This window comes from Serratia sp. NCCP-200, assembly GCF_059697885.1.
Genome location: NZ_BAAKUJ010000001.1, coordinates 904411 through 921267 on the forward strand (window position 1 = coordinate 904411; position 16857 = coordinate 921267).

Annotated in this window: 14 protein-coding genes and 1 pseudogene; 10 read left to right on the forward strand and 5 right to left on the reverse strand. The window is 52.3% G+C overall.

Annotation, left to right across the window (positions count from 1 at the left end; genetic code table 11):
* Positions 1 to 542: 542 nt before the first annotated feature.
* A pseudogene (locus tag AC6HVW_RS04200) lies at positions 543 to 853 on the forward strand (GNAT family N-acetyltransferase); the annotation flags it as partial.
* On the opposite strand, the gene AC6HVW_RS04205 reads toward AC6HVW_RS04200, so the two are convergent.
* Complete coding sequence (locus tag AC6HVW_RS04205; protein WP_071680911.1) at positions 807 to 2219, reverse strand: pyridoxal phosphate-dependent decarboxylase family protein; 1413 nt, start codon at positions 2217 to 2219, stop codon at positions 807 to 809. The pseudogene AC6HVW_RS04200 and the gene AC6HVW_RS04205 overlap by 47 nt on opposite strands.
* Positions 2220 to 2324: 105 nt before the next feature.
* Between AC6HVW_RS04205 and AC6HVW_RS04210 the strand changes: the two genes are divergently transcribed.
* The 3 genes from AC6HVW_RS04210 to mgtA all read left to right on the forward strand — a co-directional run bounded on the left by AC6HVW_RS04210 (position 2325) and on the right by mgtA (position 7267).
* Positions 2325 to 3197, forward strand: coding sequence for a LysR substrate-binding domain-containing protein (locus tag AC6HVW_RS04210; RefSeq protein WP_071680910.1), 873 nt, complete (start codon positions 2325 to 2327; stop codon positions 3195 to 3197).
* 474 nt (positions 3198 to 3671) lie between these two features.
* Positions 3672 to 4370, forward strand: coding sequence for an MgtC family protein (locus tag AC6HVW_RS04215; protein ID WP_021180910.1), 699 nt, complete (start codon positions 3672 to 3674; stop codon positions 4368 to 4370).
* Between the two features lie 197 nt (positions 4371 to 4567).
* The gene (gene mgtA / locus AC6HVW_RS04220; protein ID WP_071680909.1) at positions 4568 to 7267 is read left to right on the forward strand and encodes a magnesium-translocating P-type ATPase; all 2700 of its coding nucleotides are present in this window, start codon (positions 4568 to 4570) and stop codon (positions 7265 to 7267) included.
* Positions 7268 to 7368: 101 nt separating this feature from the next.
* Here the strand turns inward: mgtA and AC6HVW_RS04225 are convergent, their stop codons facing one another.
* Positions 7369 to 8196, reverse strand: coding sequence for a helix-turn-helix transcriptional regulator (locus AC6HVW_RS04225; RefSeq protein WP_071680908.1), 828 nt, complete (start codon positions 8194 to 8196; stop codon positions 7369 to 7371).
* A 173-nt stretch (positions 8197 to 8369) separates the two neighbouring features.
* Between AC6HVW_RS04225 and AC6HVW_RS04230 the strand changes: the two genes are divergently transcribed.
* Positions 8370 to 9137 carry a phytanoyl-CoA dioxygenase family protein gene (locus AC6HVW_RS04230; protein WP_497569290.1) on the forward strand — a complete coding sequence of 256 codons (768 nt, stop codon included), beginning with the start codon at positions 8370 to 8372 and terminating at the stop codon, positions 9135 to 9137.
* Between the two features lie 179 nt (positions 9138 to 9316).
* The gene (gene kynA, locus AC6HVW_RS04235) at positions 9317 to 10159 is read left to right on the forward strand and encodes a tryptophan 2,3-dioxygenase (protein WP_071680907.1); all 843 of its coding nucleotides are present in this window, start codon (positions 9317 to 9319) and stop codon (positions 10157 to 10159) included.
* A gap of 55 nt (positions 10160 to 10214) precedes the next feature.
* On the opposite strand, the gene curA is transcribed toward kynA, so the two are convergent.
* The 3 genes from curA to ydgT all read right to left on the reverse strand — a co-directional run bounded on the left by curA (position 10215) and on the right by ydgT (position 12461).
* Positions 10215 to 11246, reverse strand: a complete 1032-nt coding sequence (gene curA / locus AC6HVW_RS04240) for an NADPH-dependent curcumin/dihydrocurcumin reductase (RefSeq protein ID WP_071680906.1) — start codon at positions 11244 to 11246, stop codon at positions 10215 to 10217.
* Positions 11247 to 11681: 435 nt separating this feature from the next.
* A complete protein-coding gene (uspC, locus tag AC6HVW_RS04245; RefSeq protein WP_071680905.1) occupies positions 11682 to 12092 on the reverse strand; it encodes a universal stress protein UspC in 411 nt (136 codons plus the stop codon).
* Between the two features lie 153 nt (positions 12093 to 12245).
* Positions 12246 to 12461 carry a transcription modulator YdgT gene (ydgT, locus tag AC6HVW_RS04250; RefSeq protein ID WP_021180917.1) on the reverse strand — a complete coding sequence of 72 codons (216 nt, stop codon included), beginning with the start codon at positions 12459 to 12461 and terminating at the stop codon, positions 12246 to 12248.
* 1349 nt (positions 12462 to 13810) lie between these two features.
* On the opposite strand from ydgT, the gene flhD reads away from it, so the two are divergent.
* The 4 genes from flhD to motB all read left to right on the forward strand — a co-directional run bounded on the left by flhD (position 13811) and on the right by motB (position 16853).
* Entirely contained in the window at positions 13811 to 14161 is a 351-nt protein-coding gene (flhD, locus tag AC6HVW_RS04255; protein WP_071680904.1) for a flagellar transcriptional regulator FlhD, read from the forward strand.
* A complete protein-coding gene (gene flhC / locus AC6HVW_RS04260) occupies positions 14161 to 14745 on the forward strand; it encodes a flagellar transcriptional regulator FlhC (protein WP_021180920.1) in 585 nt (194 codons plus the stop codon). The genes flhD and flhC overlap by 1 nt, the downstream gene beginning before the upstream one ends.
* Before the next feature lie 144 nt (positions 14746 to 14889).
* The gene (motA, locus tag AC6HVW_RS04265; protein WP_021180921.1) at positions 14890 to 15780 is read left to right on the forward strand and encodes a flagellar motor stator protein MotA; all 891 of its coding nucleotides are present in this window, start codon (positions 14890 to 14892) and stop codon (positions 15778 to 15780) included.
* Positions 15777 to 16853 (forward strand): flagellar motor protein MotB, encoded by a 1077-nt coding sequence (motB, locus tag AC6HVW_RS04270; RefSeq protein ID WP_071680903.1) that lies wholly within the window; start codon positions 15777 to 15779, stop codon positions 16851 to 16853. Before motA ends, motB begins: the two co-directional genes overlap by 4 nt.
* The last annotated feature ends 4 nt before the right edge of the window (positions 16854 to 16857 follow it).

Genomic DNA, 16857 nt, shown 5'->3' on the forward strand with positions numbered 1-16857 from the left:
TGACTCAACGTCTTTTCGAATTATATTTTTAAATCTACCAAAAGCATCAGTTTAGCTTAAGTCGACTTATTATGCTGTAGCGATTTTGCGGCTGGAAATATCATTGGACGCCGGGTAGTCAGCCTTAAATTTGTTGCTAAGGCTAGCTAATTTCATCGCGGTACTATTTTTCGTGAATCAGATGATTCTTAAGTCTCTCTTATAACTCGCAATGACGCCAGAGTTGGCGGTTTTTTGACTGATAGTGTTGCTTCTGTTTCATCACCAAACGCCATAAAGTTTGCTTATTCAATTGATTGTATCAATGTATTGGCTCCAATGGTAACGATTCTTAGTTACTTTTATGTCCTTGAGGAGGGAGTTTATGCGCGGAATCAAGTCAAAATAAGTAGTACTGCTAACCATGTGGTCGTCAATTAAATAACTAAGGTAAATTATTTCATTTGATAATGATTTCAGAGTGAATAACTTATCCGCGACATATCGATTTTCCTGACGTATCTTACTGCGCGGAGACAACGAAATGCTGCTCAACTCACAATCACGCTTTTGACGACTTGGGCTTTCGCCGTTGCGTATGGAAATGCGATCGTCTGAATGCCCCCTCTCGCGAGGCTGCACTGCGTATGGGCTTCACCTTTGAGGGGACTTTCGCCAGGCAATGACCAGAAAGGGGCGCAACCGCGACACGGACTGGCTATCCATCATCGATGGTGAATGGCCGGTATTGCGCGAGGCGTTTACCGCCTGGCTATCGCCGTTGAATATCACAACCGATGGCCAGCAGAAGCAAAGCCTCGCCACACTCAGACCTCAGCCCGACAAGCCTGCATTGATGCCAGCGCCAAAGTAATATCCTGTTCTTCAGTCATCCAATTCACCAGGGCTGCCCGAATACCCGGTTGGCCCGCATAGCTGGTGGGCGTGCAGCGCACCACGCCGTGCCGATCCAGGCGATCGATGAATCTGTTGCGTGCGGCCGTGGCATCGCCTGTAACGCCCTTCAGCGCAAAACACACGATGTTCAGATCCACCGGGGCCAGCAGGCGGAAGCCTTCACTGGCTGCCAATCCGTCACCTAAACGTCGCGCCAACGTCACGTTACGCTCGACGATCTCCTGCATACCGCTGCTACCGTAGGCCTTCAATGCCATCCACAAGGGCAGGGCGCGAAAACGCCGCGAGTTCTCGGGCGTCAGGTGCAAATAGTTATCTGGGCGCAACGTGGGGGCCTCCAGATAGGCCGAGTGATTCTGGAACACCTGCATCTGCAATGCCAGATGACGGGTAAATTGAATGGCGCTGTCATAAGGGACATTCAGCCATTTATGGGCATCTACGGTGATTGAGTCTGCCTGGTGCCAACCGTCCAGCAGATGAGCCAAGCGGGAAGAACAGGCTGCGATCCCACCAAAGGCGGCATCAACATGCAACCAGAAGGGATAGCGTGCACGTAGTGCCATCAGGCGGGATAGATCGTCGAAAACGCCGGTATTTACCGTGCCTGCGCTGGCGAGCACTATCGTTGGGATATCTGGCGTGGCGGCAAGATGACGCTCCAGCGCTTCGATATCAATAGCTTCGCAATCAGCCTGGCTGGCGATAGACTTTAAAGCATCACGCCCAATACCGAGCATGCTGAGCGCTTTAACGCTGCTGGCATGGGCATTGGCGGAAAGGACCTGAATCGGCCCCAAGGCGGCCAAGCCAAACTGTGCCACATCGATCCCGCGCTGCTGCCCTAACCACTGGCGGCCGATGGCGATCCCGGTGAAGTTGGCCATGGTGGCACCGCTGACAAAGCTACCGCTGAAGTCAGCGGGCAGTTGCAACAGGGTTTTCAATTGCACAATCGTTGCCAGCTCGATCGCGGCTGCCACGGTATCATTGCTCAGTTGACTATTCTGGTCGGCAGTGCTAACCAACCAGTCGGCAGCCAGCGCCGCAGGGGTGCTACCGCCGGTGACAAAACCAAAGTAACGCGGCCCGGCACTGCCGGAAAGGCCAGCCTCATAGCGCTGCCAAAACTCGTCTAACGCCGCTAACGCCCCGCAACCCTCTTCGGCCAGCCGATCGTCACCGGTTTGCAACTGTTGTTCGGCCAACGGCGGGCATACCGGGCGCTGGCTCAAACTTGCAAGGAAGCCCTGTGCCAATTGGTTGGTATGGTCAAGTATGCGGGGTAAATCGTCGAGATCCTGCTGCAAACGTGGGTGCATGGTCATGCCTTGGGTTCGGGGGGAATATGTTTGCACTATAGGCGATCCTGATTAGTGCTAATATCGATAAAAAATGACCCTTTTGGATAGTAAGGCTAACCAGTCATGAATGAGCGTCTTCCTCTACATATTCTGCCAACCTTTGTGATTGCTGCCCGCTTGGAGAATTTGCGTGCCACGGCGCAACGCGTCAGCCTGACTCATGGAGCCGTTAGCCAACAGATTCAGCAGCTCGAACAGGCTATTGGCTACCCACTCTTTGACCGCTCCGGGCGTGGGATACGGCTAAATGCTGCGGGGCGCGAACTGCTGGCAGCAGCTGAGCCTGCCTTACTCGCTTTACAACAGGGCGTTGACCGGGCCAGGCGGATAGCGGAAAGCCAGATGTTGCGCATCAGCGTACTGCCCTCCTTTGCGCATTACTGGTTGTTGCCCAGATTGGCGGAGTTTCATCGTGATTGCCCTGGGATCCGATTGGATATTGACGCCTCGCTGGCGATTCAGGATCTCGGCCGTAAAGGATTCGATGCCGCGATCCGCATTGGTGAGGGCCAATGGCCAGGCGTTCAGGCTCAGCGTATCGCCTCAGGAGTTGTACTGCCGGTAGCGACCCCAGAGTTGGCTAGGCAATGGCAGGAGGCATTTGATGCTGGAGATCCACACACACCCTTGCTTGAGCATGACGTCACTCCCTGGCATAGCTGGTTTAGCGCCGTAGGGAGAATTGGCGGTGGACAACAGTTGGCGCTGTTCAACGATGCAGGGTTACTGCTGCGCGCAGCCGAGCAGGGGTTTGGTATTGCGCTGGTGAAGGCCGTGTTGGCGAAGGATGCGATTGCAGCAGGGCGCTTGGTGCCATTGTCGACTGCGCTGCATTTGAACGATAGCGATGTCTATCTGGTGTGGCCACAAGCCGCCGGTTTAACGCCTGAGGTGGCAGCGTTACTGAACTGGTTACAACAACGCCTCGTAGCGTAGGGGGCCGCATTGCGGTACCCGATTAGCTCTCTTATATTATTGTTCCTATAACAGTCATTAAATAAGGGGAATATTCGGTTTAGTCTTCGTTTAATAATATAACCTTTACTTCACAACTTCATGTCACTATACTCCAGCCAAAATTACCGCGGAGAAAACCAATTGGACAGTTGCAGTAGTAGCGAAATAATAAAGGCAAGTTGACCAATCTCCTGTGATTTGTTGCTTGCCGAACACGGCGGGCAGCACCCCTCTCTAGTTATTCCGAGCTGTGCAAACCCGAACATGATTGTTGTCCCCGAGGCGCTTGCGCATTGGGCGTATTGATTCGGATATGATTATGGTATTTAACCATCACCACGGCCTTTTCCCTCCAGGCACTCAAACGCTGACCCGCTGATTAATTATCGGCGCGATTTCGCGTGTGCTTAACAGCACATGATTCAACCTCAATGATTAATTAAGGGGAAGATCATGGCTATGACTCCTTTTATCCTGAATTTATTCCTGGCAATGGGCCTGGGTGCCGTTATTGGTGCCGAGCGTCAATGGCGTCAGCGTATGGCGGGTTTGCGTACCAATTCTTTGGTTGCGACCGGGGCCGCAGTGTTTATCCTGAGCTCTTTTGACACCGAGCCTTCCAGCGCGGGGCGTATTGCGGCGCAGATCGTTTCCGGTATCGGTTTTCTCGGTGCCGGTGTGATTATGCGGGAAGGGCTGAATATCCGCGGCCTGAACACGGCGGCCACCTTGTGGTGCTCTGCGGCCATCGGCGTGCTATGTGGCCTGGGGCAGCATTGGGAAGCTGTCTGCGCCACCCTGGTGATCCTGTGTGCCAATATCCTGCTGCGTGAAGCGGCGCAGCGTATTAATCTGCAACCCCAGCAACAGGCGGTGGATCTGGAGCTGCGTTATCGCGTCCAGGTCACCTGTGGGGAGCAGGATGAAATCCTGGTTCGTACCCTGATCCTTCAGGCATTGAACGGCGTGGCATTACGTTTGCAATCGCTGCGTAGCGCCGATATTGCCATTCCTGGTCAGTTGGAAGTCTGTGCGGAAATTGTGGCTAATCCGGCCGCGCAAAAAGAGATTGAGGGCATTGTCTGCCGTATTAGTTTAGAACGCAGCGTGAGTGCCGTGCATTGGCGCGTGGCGTCAGAATTACCCGTTTAACGATAAATAACCTTCACCAATAAGGTGATAAGGAGGTGTTATGCAAACTCACCCCAGATACTTTATTACTACTGCGTAGTTAAGGAAATTAGCGTTACTTTAGCAACGCCAACAAAGTAAATTCCACTTTGCGCATGTTCACCCGTTATTACGGGCGGGGTAACCCTGTGTGCAAAGTAAAAAAAGAGAATAGTGTCATGACCCATATTAAAGAAAATAGCCGCCGCCGTGATAAACAGCGCGAGCCGTATGCCATTGCTCTCGAGGCAAAGAACAGCCTCGATCAAACGTTGGCTAATTTAAACTGTAACCGCATTGGGTTAACTCAGGAAGATGCCCAGGAGCGTTTGCAGTATTTTGGTAGCAATCAGGTTGCCCATGAGAAGGCACCGCATGCGCTGGTGCAGTTAGTCAGCGCGTTTAACAACCCGTTTATCTTTGTGTTGATGGTACTGGCAGGGATCAGTTTCTTTACCGATTACTGGTTGCCCATGCAAAACGGTGAAGAAACCGATCTTACCGGCGTCATCATTATCCTGATCATGGTTGCGTTGAGCGGGTTGCTGCGCTTCTGGCAGGAATACCGCACCAATAAAGCGGCCGAATCACTCAAATCGATGGTACGTACCACGGCAACGGTGTTGCGCCGCAGTAATTTCAGCACCCAGGCGTTAGCGGTGGAAATTCCCATTCGTGAGTTGGTTCCGGGCGATATTATTCAGCTCTCTGCCGGGGACATGGTACCCGCGGACCTCCGCTTGCTCAGCTCACGCGATCTGTTTATCAGCCAGGCCATTTTGACCGGCGAAGCTATTCCGATCGAAAAATACGATGCCTTGGCTGGCGTGAGCCAAAAGTCCAGCGAGATCGATGCCTCCAGCGAAAGCGAACTGCTGGAGTTGGCCAATATCTGCCTGATGGGCACCAACGTGGCCAGCGGAACGGCGACGGCTGTGGTGGTCGCGACCGGTGGCCGCACCTACTTTGGCTCCCTGGCTAAGTCGATCGTCGGTACCCGTTCGCAAACTGCCTTTGACCGTGGAGTCAACAGCGTTAGCTGGCTGTTGATCCGCTTTATGTTGGTGATGGTGCCGATTGTCTTGCTGATTAACGGTTTTACCAAAGGAGACTGGACGGAAGCGGCCCTGTTTGCCTTGGCGGTCGCCGTGGGGCTGACGCCGGAAATGCTGCCGATGATCGTCAGCTCCAACCTGGCGAAGGGCGCAATTGCCATGGCGCGCCGCAAGGTGGTGGTCAAACGGCTGAATGCGATCCAGAACTTTGGCGCGATGGACGTGCTCTGTACCGATAAAACCGGCACCCTGACGCAGGATCGCATCATTCTGGAACACCATCTGGATGTGAATGGCAGCAAGGATAACCACGTGCTGCATTTAGCCTGGTTGAACAGCTTCCATCAGAGCGGTATGAAAAACCTGATGGATCAGGCAGTGATCCGTTTTGGCCAAGGCCAGCCAGGCGTTGAGGCGTTGGGGCGCTACAGCAAGGTTGATGAGCTGCCGTTTGATTTTATACGTCGTCGCTTGTCGATCGTGGTACAGGATGAACAACAGCGCCAACTGCTGATTTGCAAAGGTGCCGTTGAAGAGATGTTGGAGATCGCCACTCACGTCCGTGTCGGGCAGGAGGTGTTGGCGCTAGACGAGGCTCGCCGTGCCGATTTGCAGGCTTTGGCCTGCCAGTATAATGAAGATGGTTTCCGTGTGTTGGTGTTGGCAACCCGAGATCTGGGTCTGGAAGGTTGCACTCTGCCACTAAGCATTGTAGACGAACGCGATCTGGTGATTGAAGGCCTGTTGACCTTCCTCGATCCGCCAAAAGAGAGCGCTCGTGAAGCGATTGCTGCCCTGCAGGAAAATGGCGTGGCGGTGAAAGTGCTGACCGGCGACAACCCGGTAATCACCTGTAAAATCTGCCGTGACGTTGGCCTGGAACCGGGAACACCGCTCTCCGGCCTGGAGATTGAACAGATGGACGATGCCCATCTGATGCGTGAGGTTGAGCAGCGTACGGTATTCACCAAGCTGACGCCGCTGCAAAAATCACGCGTGCTGAAAATGTTGCAGGCTAATGGCCACACCGTGGGCTTCCTGGGGGATGGTATTAACGACGCCCCGGCGTTACGCGATGCCGACGTGGGCATTTCTGTCGATACCGGTACCGACATCGCCAAGGAATCCGCCGATATCATCCTGTTGGAAAAGAACCTGATGGTGCTGGAAGAGGGGGTGATCAAAGGGCGTGAAACCTTCGGCAATATCATCAAGTATCTGAACATGACCGCCAGCTCCAACTTCGGCAACGTGTTCTCGGTGCTGGTGGCCAGTGCGTTTATTCCGTTCCTGCCGATGCTGGCGATCCACCTGCTGTTACAGAACCTGATGTATGATATCTCCCAGCTTTCCCTGCCGTGGGACAAGATGGACAAAGAGTTCCTGCGTAAACCCCGCAAGTGGGATGCCAAGAATATTGGTCGCTTTATGCTGTGGATTGGGCCGACGTCGTCAATTTTCGACATCACGACCTATGCGTTGATGTGGTTTGTGTTTGCCGCCAATAGCGTAGAGCATCAGGCGCTGTTCCAGTCCGGCTGGTTTATTGAAGGGTTGCTGTCTCAGACGCTGGTAGTGCATATGCTGCGTACGCAGAAGATCCCGTTTATTCAGAGTACGGCGGCGCTGCCGGTGTTGTTGACCACCGGGATTATTATGGCACTCGGTATCTATATTCCGTTCTCGCCGCTCGGGGCATGGGTCGGGTTGCAACCGCTGCCGTGGGAGTATTTCCCTTGGCTGGTGGCCACGCTGGTCAGCTACTGTGTGGTGGCGCAATTGATGAAGCGTTTCTACATCCGCCGCTTTGGCAAGTGGTTCTAATCTACATTTTCGCCGGGCGTAATGCCTGGTGATAAACCTCAATCGGCCTGTTTCTTAAGGGGGCTGCATCATGCGGCCCCCTACGCCGATCAGCAATATTGCTACAGGCTGCGGCAATGCCTGCGATATTCAGAGGGGGAACGATCGGTATGCTTTTTGAATATCCGGCAAAAATAGTTACTGTCGTCGAACCCACAGCTATGGGCGATCTCTTTGATTTTCAGATCATAGCCACGCAATAGATTTTTTGCCCGCTCGAGGCGCACCCCGGTGATGTACTCATTGAAACCAACCGGGCCAGACTTTTGGAACAGGTGGGACAGATAGTTAGGGGTAATATGAAATCGTTTGGCAACGCCTTCCCGTGTTAACGGCAACCCGGCGTGGTCATCAAGGTAATCCTGTATGGCGAGCAGCAGCTCCTGGCTTTTACTGACGGTTTGCCCCTGGCCTGCGAGCTGTTCCAGGCAGTGGCTGATCAACCCGGTAAAGATCAACTGCGAGGTCAATGCATCAGGTTGCAGCAACACCTCATTCATCGCCAGCAGCAGGTATGAGCCTACTCTGGGCCCACGCCGCGCAACGTGCTGTTTTTGCGTTTCACACAGCGCTTGCCCGTCCCATCTTTGCAGGCTGAAACCCAGCTTTTGCTTACTAAACAAGATGCTCAGCGTGGTGGCTGGCTGGGTCCATTGCGGAAAACTCCATTTGCCCGCAGGGACATAAAGCACCTGATAGCTGGAGAGCGTGTTATTTGCCAGAGGTAGACACTGATCTTCGACCTCCCCTTCGAGCACTATCTCAAGCCGAGGAAAAGGCACGCAGAAGGCCAAGGGCGGAGCGGGAAAAGTGGGCTCAGGAAACCTTACCTGGATCGCATCCTGATGGGCAATCAGCTGTTCAAGCAGGGTAACAAGCGTTTCAGACATCGCGATCTCCAGTGCTCTTTGGCGGTTACGGTTTGGCGTATTTATGACCCAAGTCACATTTTTGCTTGGAGTACATCTGTGTCCAGTATTTCGTAGTAAAAGCCCCCTGTTTTTGGCCCAGGCTTCCAGTAAATTTGCCGTTATGTTATCAAAAAGTAAATGGAGAAATCATGATGCAGCGTCAATCCGAGATATACCTGGAGGCTTTAGGAGCCAGCATCGAGTTAACGGCACAGATGAAGCAGGAGCTTGATACGTTAGGGTATACCGTGGTGCACAACGTGGCCGATCCTGACTGGCTGGTGGCGATGCGCAATCTTATTGATGAGCTGGTGGAGAAAGAAGGGGATAACCTGGCCATTGAGCACCATCAGGAAGCGACGGCAACGCGCATTGCCAACATGGTGAATAAAGGTGTGGTGTGGGAAAAGGTGTGGTCGCACCCGCTGATCCTGTCTGCCTGCCGCTATATTTTCAACGGTGAGTTCAAGGTCTCTAGCCTCAATGCCCGCGAAGCCTTGCACGGCGGCGGCCATCAGCCCTTGCATGCCGATTGGAAAAAGCCGCGCCCCGATTTTCCCAAAGTACACCTGATCAATGCGATATGGGCGATTGACGACCTAAGTGCGGAAAATGGCGCGCCGCGGATCATCGCCGGAACGCATCTGAGGCCGGAACTGCCGGAAGAGGTGTTGGCCGATCCCGACTTGGCACATCCCGATGAAATTGTCTTTGCAGCCCCTGCCGGTAGCGTGATGATCTACAACGCGCACACCTGGCATGGAGGGACTCAGAACAGGATCGGTACCCGGCGGCGGGTGTTGCACGCACTCTATATTGACCGTGCAGATACCGCCCAGCAGGACCAGCGCCGCTGGCTGAAGGAGGAAACGGCCAGCCGACTGACCCCGGCGCAAAAATGGCTGCTGGATGTGCTTTGAGTATCCGGAGTAGGGGCGCTGCTGCGCCCGTTAAATCCAATGTCAGCACCGGATCTGCGAGTCAGCTCTCGTTAATTGTTACGTTAATGTTACCGTAATGGACTATTGTCTTCACTTCACTTGCGAACCAGCAACGCGCATCACGTTTGCCAAAGGCGTGAGCGACACGGAGAGAGAACATGAATCAGCGGGAACTAGAAAGCGCCATCGTTACCGATTTTTCCAAGCGCATGAGCTATGGTGATTACCTGTGCCTGGATCGACTACTGGATTGTCAGCAGCCACTTTCCAACCCGCAGCATCATGATGAGATGCTGTTTGTGGTGCAACATCAGACTTCGGAACTGTGGATGAAACTGATGCTGCACGAACTGCAGGCGGCGAGGACTCTGGTGCAGCAGGATAAGCTCAGCCACTGCTTCAAGATCCTGGCCAGGGTAAAGCAGATCCAGCGTTTGCTGTTTGAGCAATGGGCGGTGCTGGAAACGCTGACTCCGTCGGAATATGTGGAGTTCCGTGGTGTGCTGGGCAACTCTTCAGGTTTCCAATCTCATCAATATCGTTCGATCGAGTTTTTGTTGGGTAACAAAAATGCTGCCATGCTGGCCGTCTTCAGTGACGATGCGCCAAAGCATGCCGCGTTGAAAGCGATCCTCGAAGCTCCGAGCCTGTATGACGAATTCCTTCGCTATCTTTCCCGCCACGGTCTTGCGGTACCTCAGGCATGCATTGAACGAGACTGGACCCAGCCTTACCAGCGCAATCCAGAGCTGTTACCGGTGTTTAAACTGATTTACGATAATCCGCAAACCTACTGGGCGGCCTACGAAATGGCCGAGAAGCTGGTGGATATTGAGGAAAGCTTCCATCTATGGCGTTTTCGTCATATGAAAACGGTCGAGCGGATCATTGGTTTTAAATCGGGAACCGGCGGCTCCAGCGGCGTCAGCTTCTTGAAGAAGGCGTTAGAGTTGACCTTTTTCCCGGAACTGTTAGACGTACGCACCGAGATTGGCGTTTGACTGCTTTGTCTAGGTTTGAAGCGGTATCAGGGCGCATAGCGCCCTGAACAGAGGATCACTCCTCGGCGACGCGGATAATCAGTTTGCCGAAGTTTTTCCCTTTTAGCAGACCGAAAAAGGCCTGAGGGGCATTTTCCAACCCGTCGACTATGTCCTCGCGGAATTTGATCTTGCCCTGGCTGACCCATTCCCCCATCTGTTGTAGAAACTCGCCGAAGCTTTCTGCGTAATCATCGAAGATGATAAAACCCTGCATCTTGATGCGCTTGCGCAGGATCAGGCCTTGTAACAACGGCAAGCGATCTGGGCCTGGCGGTAACTCGGTCGCGCTGTAGTGGGCGATAATGCCGCAGACGGGGATACGTGCCTTGGTATTGAGCAAAGGAATAACCGCATCGAATACTGCGCCGCCGACGTTTTCATAGTAGATATCGATACCCTGGGGGCAGGCTGCTGCCAGTTGGGCCGCAAAGTCGGCCGAGCGGTGATCGATACAGGCATCAAATCCCAGTTCTTCCACCACATAGCGGCATTTCTCTGCGCCACCCGCAACACCTACCACGCGGCATCCTTTCAGCTTGGCAATCTGACCTACCACGGAACCTACGGCTCCGCTGGCTGCCGCGACCACCAAGGTTTCGCCCGCCTGTGGCTGGCCGATATCCAGCAGCCCCATATAGGCGGTAAAACCAGGCATACCTAATACGCCAAGCAACCGGGAAGGGTGATCCAGTTTGGCCCCCAGATTACGCAGGCCGCTGCCGTCCGACAATGCATGACTTTGCCACCCATCGTAACCGAGCACCCAATCTCCAACGTTAAAGTCTGGATGTTGTGAAGCCTGCACGCGGGATACGGTGCCGCCGACCATCACTTCGCCTATCTGTACCGGGGGGGCATAAGAGGGCGCATCGCTCATACGGCCACGCATATAGGGATCTAATGAAAGGTAAACCGTGCGCAGCAACAACTGCCCGGCGGCGGGCTGTGGGATGGGGCTGGTTTCCAGGCGGAAATTGTCTGCCTGCGGTTCCCCGTGTGGGCGTGAAGCTAAAACAAAACGGCGGTTATGCGCTTGCTGAGACATCGATGACTCCTTGGCGACGGTGTTGAACGAAAGGCGTTCAGGTACTGGCTAGTCTAGTGAATCTGTCGCAGTGGAAATAGCGTTATGTGCGCACTTATACGATAACGTAAAAAGCGTAGCGGGAACCTTGTTGAAAAATATTGCGTAATAGTTGCGGTGACGGAATGCTCGTTGAACCCTTTCTTATATCGTGATGAAAAATAACGAGCGAAATCTGGTTGTTAACCATAGGTAACAGTGATATTTGATATTGGGTATATTGATGGGGTTGCGATAATTCCGATATCATATATTGACGCTGATGATGATATTAAGAGGAAATTGTAAAATAAGCGATGCTTCATTGGCGAGCAGGTATTGCTTACGACCCACTTAATTTGTTAGAAGAAAAAAGCGGTCCACCTTGAATAGCCAACTGGAGGTGATGACTGTGCGTTATAGCGGAACGATCAGCACGTCAATGCTGCTGGTATTGATAAAGCGCGCGGCGGAGCAGGCCACTTTATTCATCATGCTATCGCTATGGTTGCCACAGATGACCAGATCAAAGGGTTGCTTCTGGTTGGCGTAGGCTAGGCAGTCGCCCAACTCGCCGTGGATGATCCGCGTAGCGATATTGGGATAGTTTGCCCGTAGGCACAGTTCTTCCATGAACAACAGCGTCTCTTCCTCCATCAGCGCACGCAGGTCACCCAGCATGGGGGCGGGGAAAATCTCGGCATTGGCAATGATGCTGACTAGCGTGATTCTCCCATCGCAGGGACGCACGATGGAGACGGCTTTCTCTACCAGCCGGTGGCTGTCCGCTGCGACCGCCACCGTAACCAGAACGTTGTGATATCCCATGTTCTACTCCCGTTTGCCTGAATGTGTGCTTAAAGGGTAGAGCAATGCCTGCGCAATAAATGTGGTTTGTATCACGCGCAACGCTAAACCCCAGGGCAAGGAAGAGATCCCGCCATAAAAGATAAAAAGATGCGCGCATCACTGTCTCGGGGATTAAAGCACCTGTGCCCAGAGTGACTTTGGCACTTTGCCTAGGTCAAACAGTTTGCCAGAGACCAGTTCCGCACGGCGATGATCCGCAGCACGGTACATGTTGCTCATTTCATTGTCGTCCGTCAGTGAGTAATTTAGCTTGTCGTAGACTTTTTCCAGACTGTCCAGGCTGGAACATTTGCGAAACGTCATCAGGTAATCGATCGTACTTGTCATAGTTAAAACATAGCCTATTAATAGTATTAAAGCGGAAAGAAAAATCTCACATATTCGCAGAAATCGCCACAAGATGAACAGATGTCGCTAGGCAAAATAAAAGAAAAGTGAGTAAATGGTACACGCTTAGCCAAAATACCCCTGGTAGGGGAGGAGGCATCCCCGGATGATAATATGTGCCGAGCATCTGGGCAATATATCTTGACAGATAAACTGTCAATTAGGGGGAATCTTACCTTATTGGCTTAGGAGACGTTTGCCAGCATAGCGCTACGTTTCTTTGCCTATAGCAAAGAAAATGATAATGGCAGTGGTTTTGGCGTCAACGGCGTAAAGTGGATGCCAGAAGTATTTTCATTGTTCGCATTCAAAATTTTGGCTGAAGAGGTGTAAGGCTCAGCATAATCTCGTCAGCGCTGAAGAAATAGCTAGACAATAAAGCATAGATGACCTAATGCACTTTTTGATCTTCGTCATAGGGATTGGGAATTTTCCATATAATAGGTCGGATATCTTAAATAATAATTAAAATGCTAAGTAAAAATCAATTTGCGACTTTCCTTGCTGAGCAACGCTAGTTGGCATTATTTTTTCTGACTTGCCCCCCTGTCGACTCCCTTACCACGAAACACATTGTTACTTCTGTTAACTTGTTCAGCCCAAAATACTGCACCTTTAACCGCATGAGTTGCTCTGTCTAAAATTGAAACAGCGACCCAAGTTAAATCTTACTTTTCAGTCGAGGATGTTTTAGCGGGTAATTTTATTCATAAGGAGCTGGTTTTAAATGACAATCAGTATTTTAAGCTGCTCTGGTGGCAGGGTGGCAGATTTTTTCTCTGTGATTTGGCTTTAGTTAAGCTTTTGTTCGAATTGATCTAAAAACGCGTATTTTTAGGCTATAAAACCTGGTTTTTAAGACCTTTTCTTACTTTAGCGTGTTTATTGCACAGCTTGGAGGTCAATAAGTGGTCATATTTTGGCCTTTTTAAGGCCGATATTTTTTATTTTTGTGATCTACGTCACATTGTTTTTAAAATTGCAGGTCGCTTACGTTGTGTGGGCTAAGTGATCGGGGGTAGAGTTGCGCTGTTATTAAGATTAATCTTATTATTTTTGTAAAAATCGTCTTACGAAAAATACACTTTTGAAGCAGGATGCTGTATATCCATACATGCAATTGCATGTGTATCAAAATACTGAGTAACAACCCGAAATGTGTATAGTCGCGCAGTTATCGCGGCTGGCGTACAGGGATTTGTTTGCCAACTTTGGGAATGAACCCAGGTCATGGGCGATAATTTATCACCCAGCGTATGTTTTTAAACATAGTCTGTCGGGATGGGAATATGGGTACGTCTGAACTACTTAAACATATTTATGACATTAATTTGTCATATTTGCTTCTGGCACAGCGTCTGATTAACGATGAAAAAGCGTCGGCAATGTTCCGTCTGGGTATTGATAACTCAATGGCGGATGCGCTGTCGCAACTCACGTTACCACAAATGGTAAAACTGGCAGAAACTAATCAGCTGGTTTGTCACTTCCGTTTCAACGACCACAATACTATCGAGCACCTGACGAAAGAATCTCGCGTGGACGATCTGCAACAGATCCACACCGGCATTCTGCTATCGAGCCATTTACTCCAAGAACTATCGGGTAAAGGCGGTAGTGTGACGAAGAAAAGAGCCTGATGATGAGTGAGAAAAGTATTGTTCAGGAAGCCAAGGACATTCAACTCGCCATGGAACTGATCACGCTGGGCGCGCGCTTGCAGATGTTGGAGAGCGAAACGCAGCTTAGCCGTGGGCGATTGATCAAACTGTATAAAGAATTACGCGGCAGTCCGCCGCCCAAAGGGATGCTGCCATTCTCGACCGACTGGTTCATGACCTGGGAGCAAAACATCCATTCGTCGATGTTTTTCAATGCTTATCAGTTCCTACTCAAATGCGGTCAGTGCCACGGGGTTGAAGCCGTGGTCAAAGCCTATCGACTGTATTTGGAACAGTGTCCGCAGCAGCCAGGCGAACCCCCGTTGCTGGCGCTGACACGAGCCTGGACGCTAGTGCGTTTTGTCGACAGCGGTATGTTGCAGCTATCCGCCTGCAGCTGCTGTGGTGGGGCTTTTATCACCCATGCGCACCAGCCGCTTAACAGTTTTGTCTGCAGTTTATGCCAACCCCCATCCCGCGCAGTAAAAAGACGTAAACTTTCGCCGCAATTGGCCGATATTATTCCACAACTGCTGGAAGAGCAGGTTAAACGCGCAGTCTGAGCCTGCTTGCAGGCTTATACAGCAACACAGACTGGTGAAACTCAAGGGCTCGGTACTCCGGGCTCTCTGGGCGACACGCGCTGTTGCCTAATTTCACCCGCGCTGACTCACCTTCCACCCATATTGTGAATTTAAGGAATACGTGTGCTAGTTATTTTGGGTTATCTCGTGGTTCTGGGAACCGTGTTTGGCGGCTATATGATTGTCGGGGGTCACCTCGGCGCACTCTATCAGCCTGCCGAATTTTTGATCATCGGGGGAGCTGGTGTGGGAGCCTTTATCGTCGGCAACAACGGTAAAGCGATCAAATCCACGCTACGCGCTCTTCCCAAGCTGATGCGCCGCTCAAAATACAACAAAGAACTGTATATGGATCTAATGGCGCTGCTGTATCGGCTGATGGCCAAATCCCGCCAGCAGGGCATGTTGTCGCTTGAGTTTGATATCGATAATCCGCAGGAAAGCGAAATTTTCTCTAATTATCCGCGCATTCTTGCCGATAACCACTTGGTGGAATTTATTACCGACTATTTGCGACTCATGGTGAGCGGCAATATGAACGCCTTTGAGATCGAGGCGCTGATGGATGAAGAGATTGAAACCTTCGAACAGGAAAGTGAGGTACCCGCAGGGAGCCTGGCGATGGTCGGCGATTCGTTGCCGGCTTTCGGCATCGTGGCTGCCGTGATGGGGGTAGTGCACGCACTTGCTTCGGCTGACCGGCCAGCGGCGGAATTGGGGGCATTGATCGCCAATGCGATGGTGGGCACTTTCCTCGGCATTCTGTTGGCCTATGGGTTCATCTCCCCGCTGGCTACTTTACTGCGCCAGAAGAGTGCCGAAACCACCAAGATGATGCAGTGCATCAAGGTCACCTTGCTGTCGAGTTTGAATGGTTATGCCCCACAGATCGCGGTCGAGTTTGGCCGTAAAACGTTGTACACCACGGAGCGCCCTTCCTTCATTGAGTTGGAAGAGCATGTGCGTAAGGTGAAAGCCCCGGCACAGCAGGCGACGGAAGAGCAGGACGCATGAAACAGAATCACCCGGTTATTCTGGTCAGAAAACGCAAAGCCCATCATGCCGGTCATCACGGCGGCTCCTGGAAGATTGCTTATGCCGACTTTATGACGGCGATGATGGCGTTTTTTCTGGTGATGTGGCTGCTGGCGATTGCCAGCCCGCAGGAGTTGACGCAGATAGCCGAATATTTCCGTACCCCACTGAAGGTGGCGCTGACCAGCGGCGACAAGAGCAGCTCGGAAAGCAGCCCAATCCCGGGTGGTGGGGACGATCCAACCCAGCAGCAAGGGTTGGTCAAAAAGCAGATGGATTCACCGGAAAAGCGTGCAGAAGAGCTGCGTCTGAACAAGCTGCGCGAGAAACTCGATGAGCTGATTGAGTCGGACCCGCGCCTGAAAGCGCTGCGGCCGCATTTGCTGATCAACATGATGGACGAAGGATTGCGCATTCAAATTATCGATAGCCAGAACCGGCCGATGTTCAAGACCGGTAGCGCACAGGTGGAAAGCTATATGCGCGATATCCTGCGCGGGATAGCGCCGATCCTCAATGGATTATCGAACAAAATCAGCCTGTCGGGCCATACCGACGATCTGCCTTATGCTACCGGTGAGCGCTATTACAGCAACTGGGAGCTGTCCGCCGATCGTGCCAATGCCTCGCGGCGTGAACTGATCGCCGGTGGTTTGGCCGAAGGCAAAGTATTGCGGGTGGTTGGGATGGCCTCGACCATGAACCTGAAACAGCACGGCGGTGATGATGCGGTTAACCGGCGGATCACCATTCTGGTGCTGAACAAAGCAACCCAGCAGGGGATAGAACACGAGAATGCGGAGAGCAGCGCTACGGAAATCGATCAGCCAGAAGGCCTGAAGCAGTTGGCTCCGCAGGCGACGGCACCGGCTACAGCGACACCGGAATTACCGCCGTCGCCGCCTGCTCCAACCGCCGAACTGCCGGCAACGCAGGGCACGCCAGAGCAACCTCCGGCAGCGGTGAAAGCCGCAGACACCGGGCCGACAGCGGCTATTCCGGCGGCACCTTCCGCCACTTCACCGACTAACAGCGACTCACAGCAGAGGTGACCCC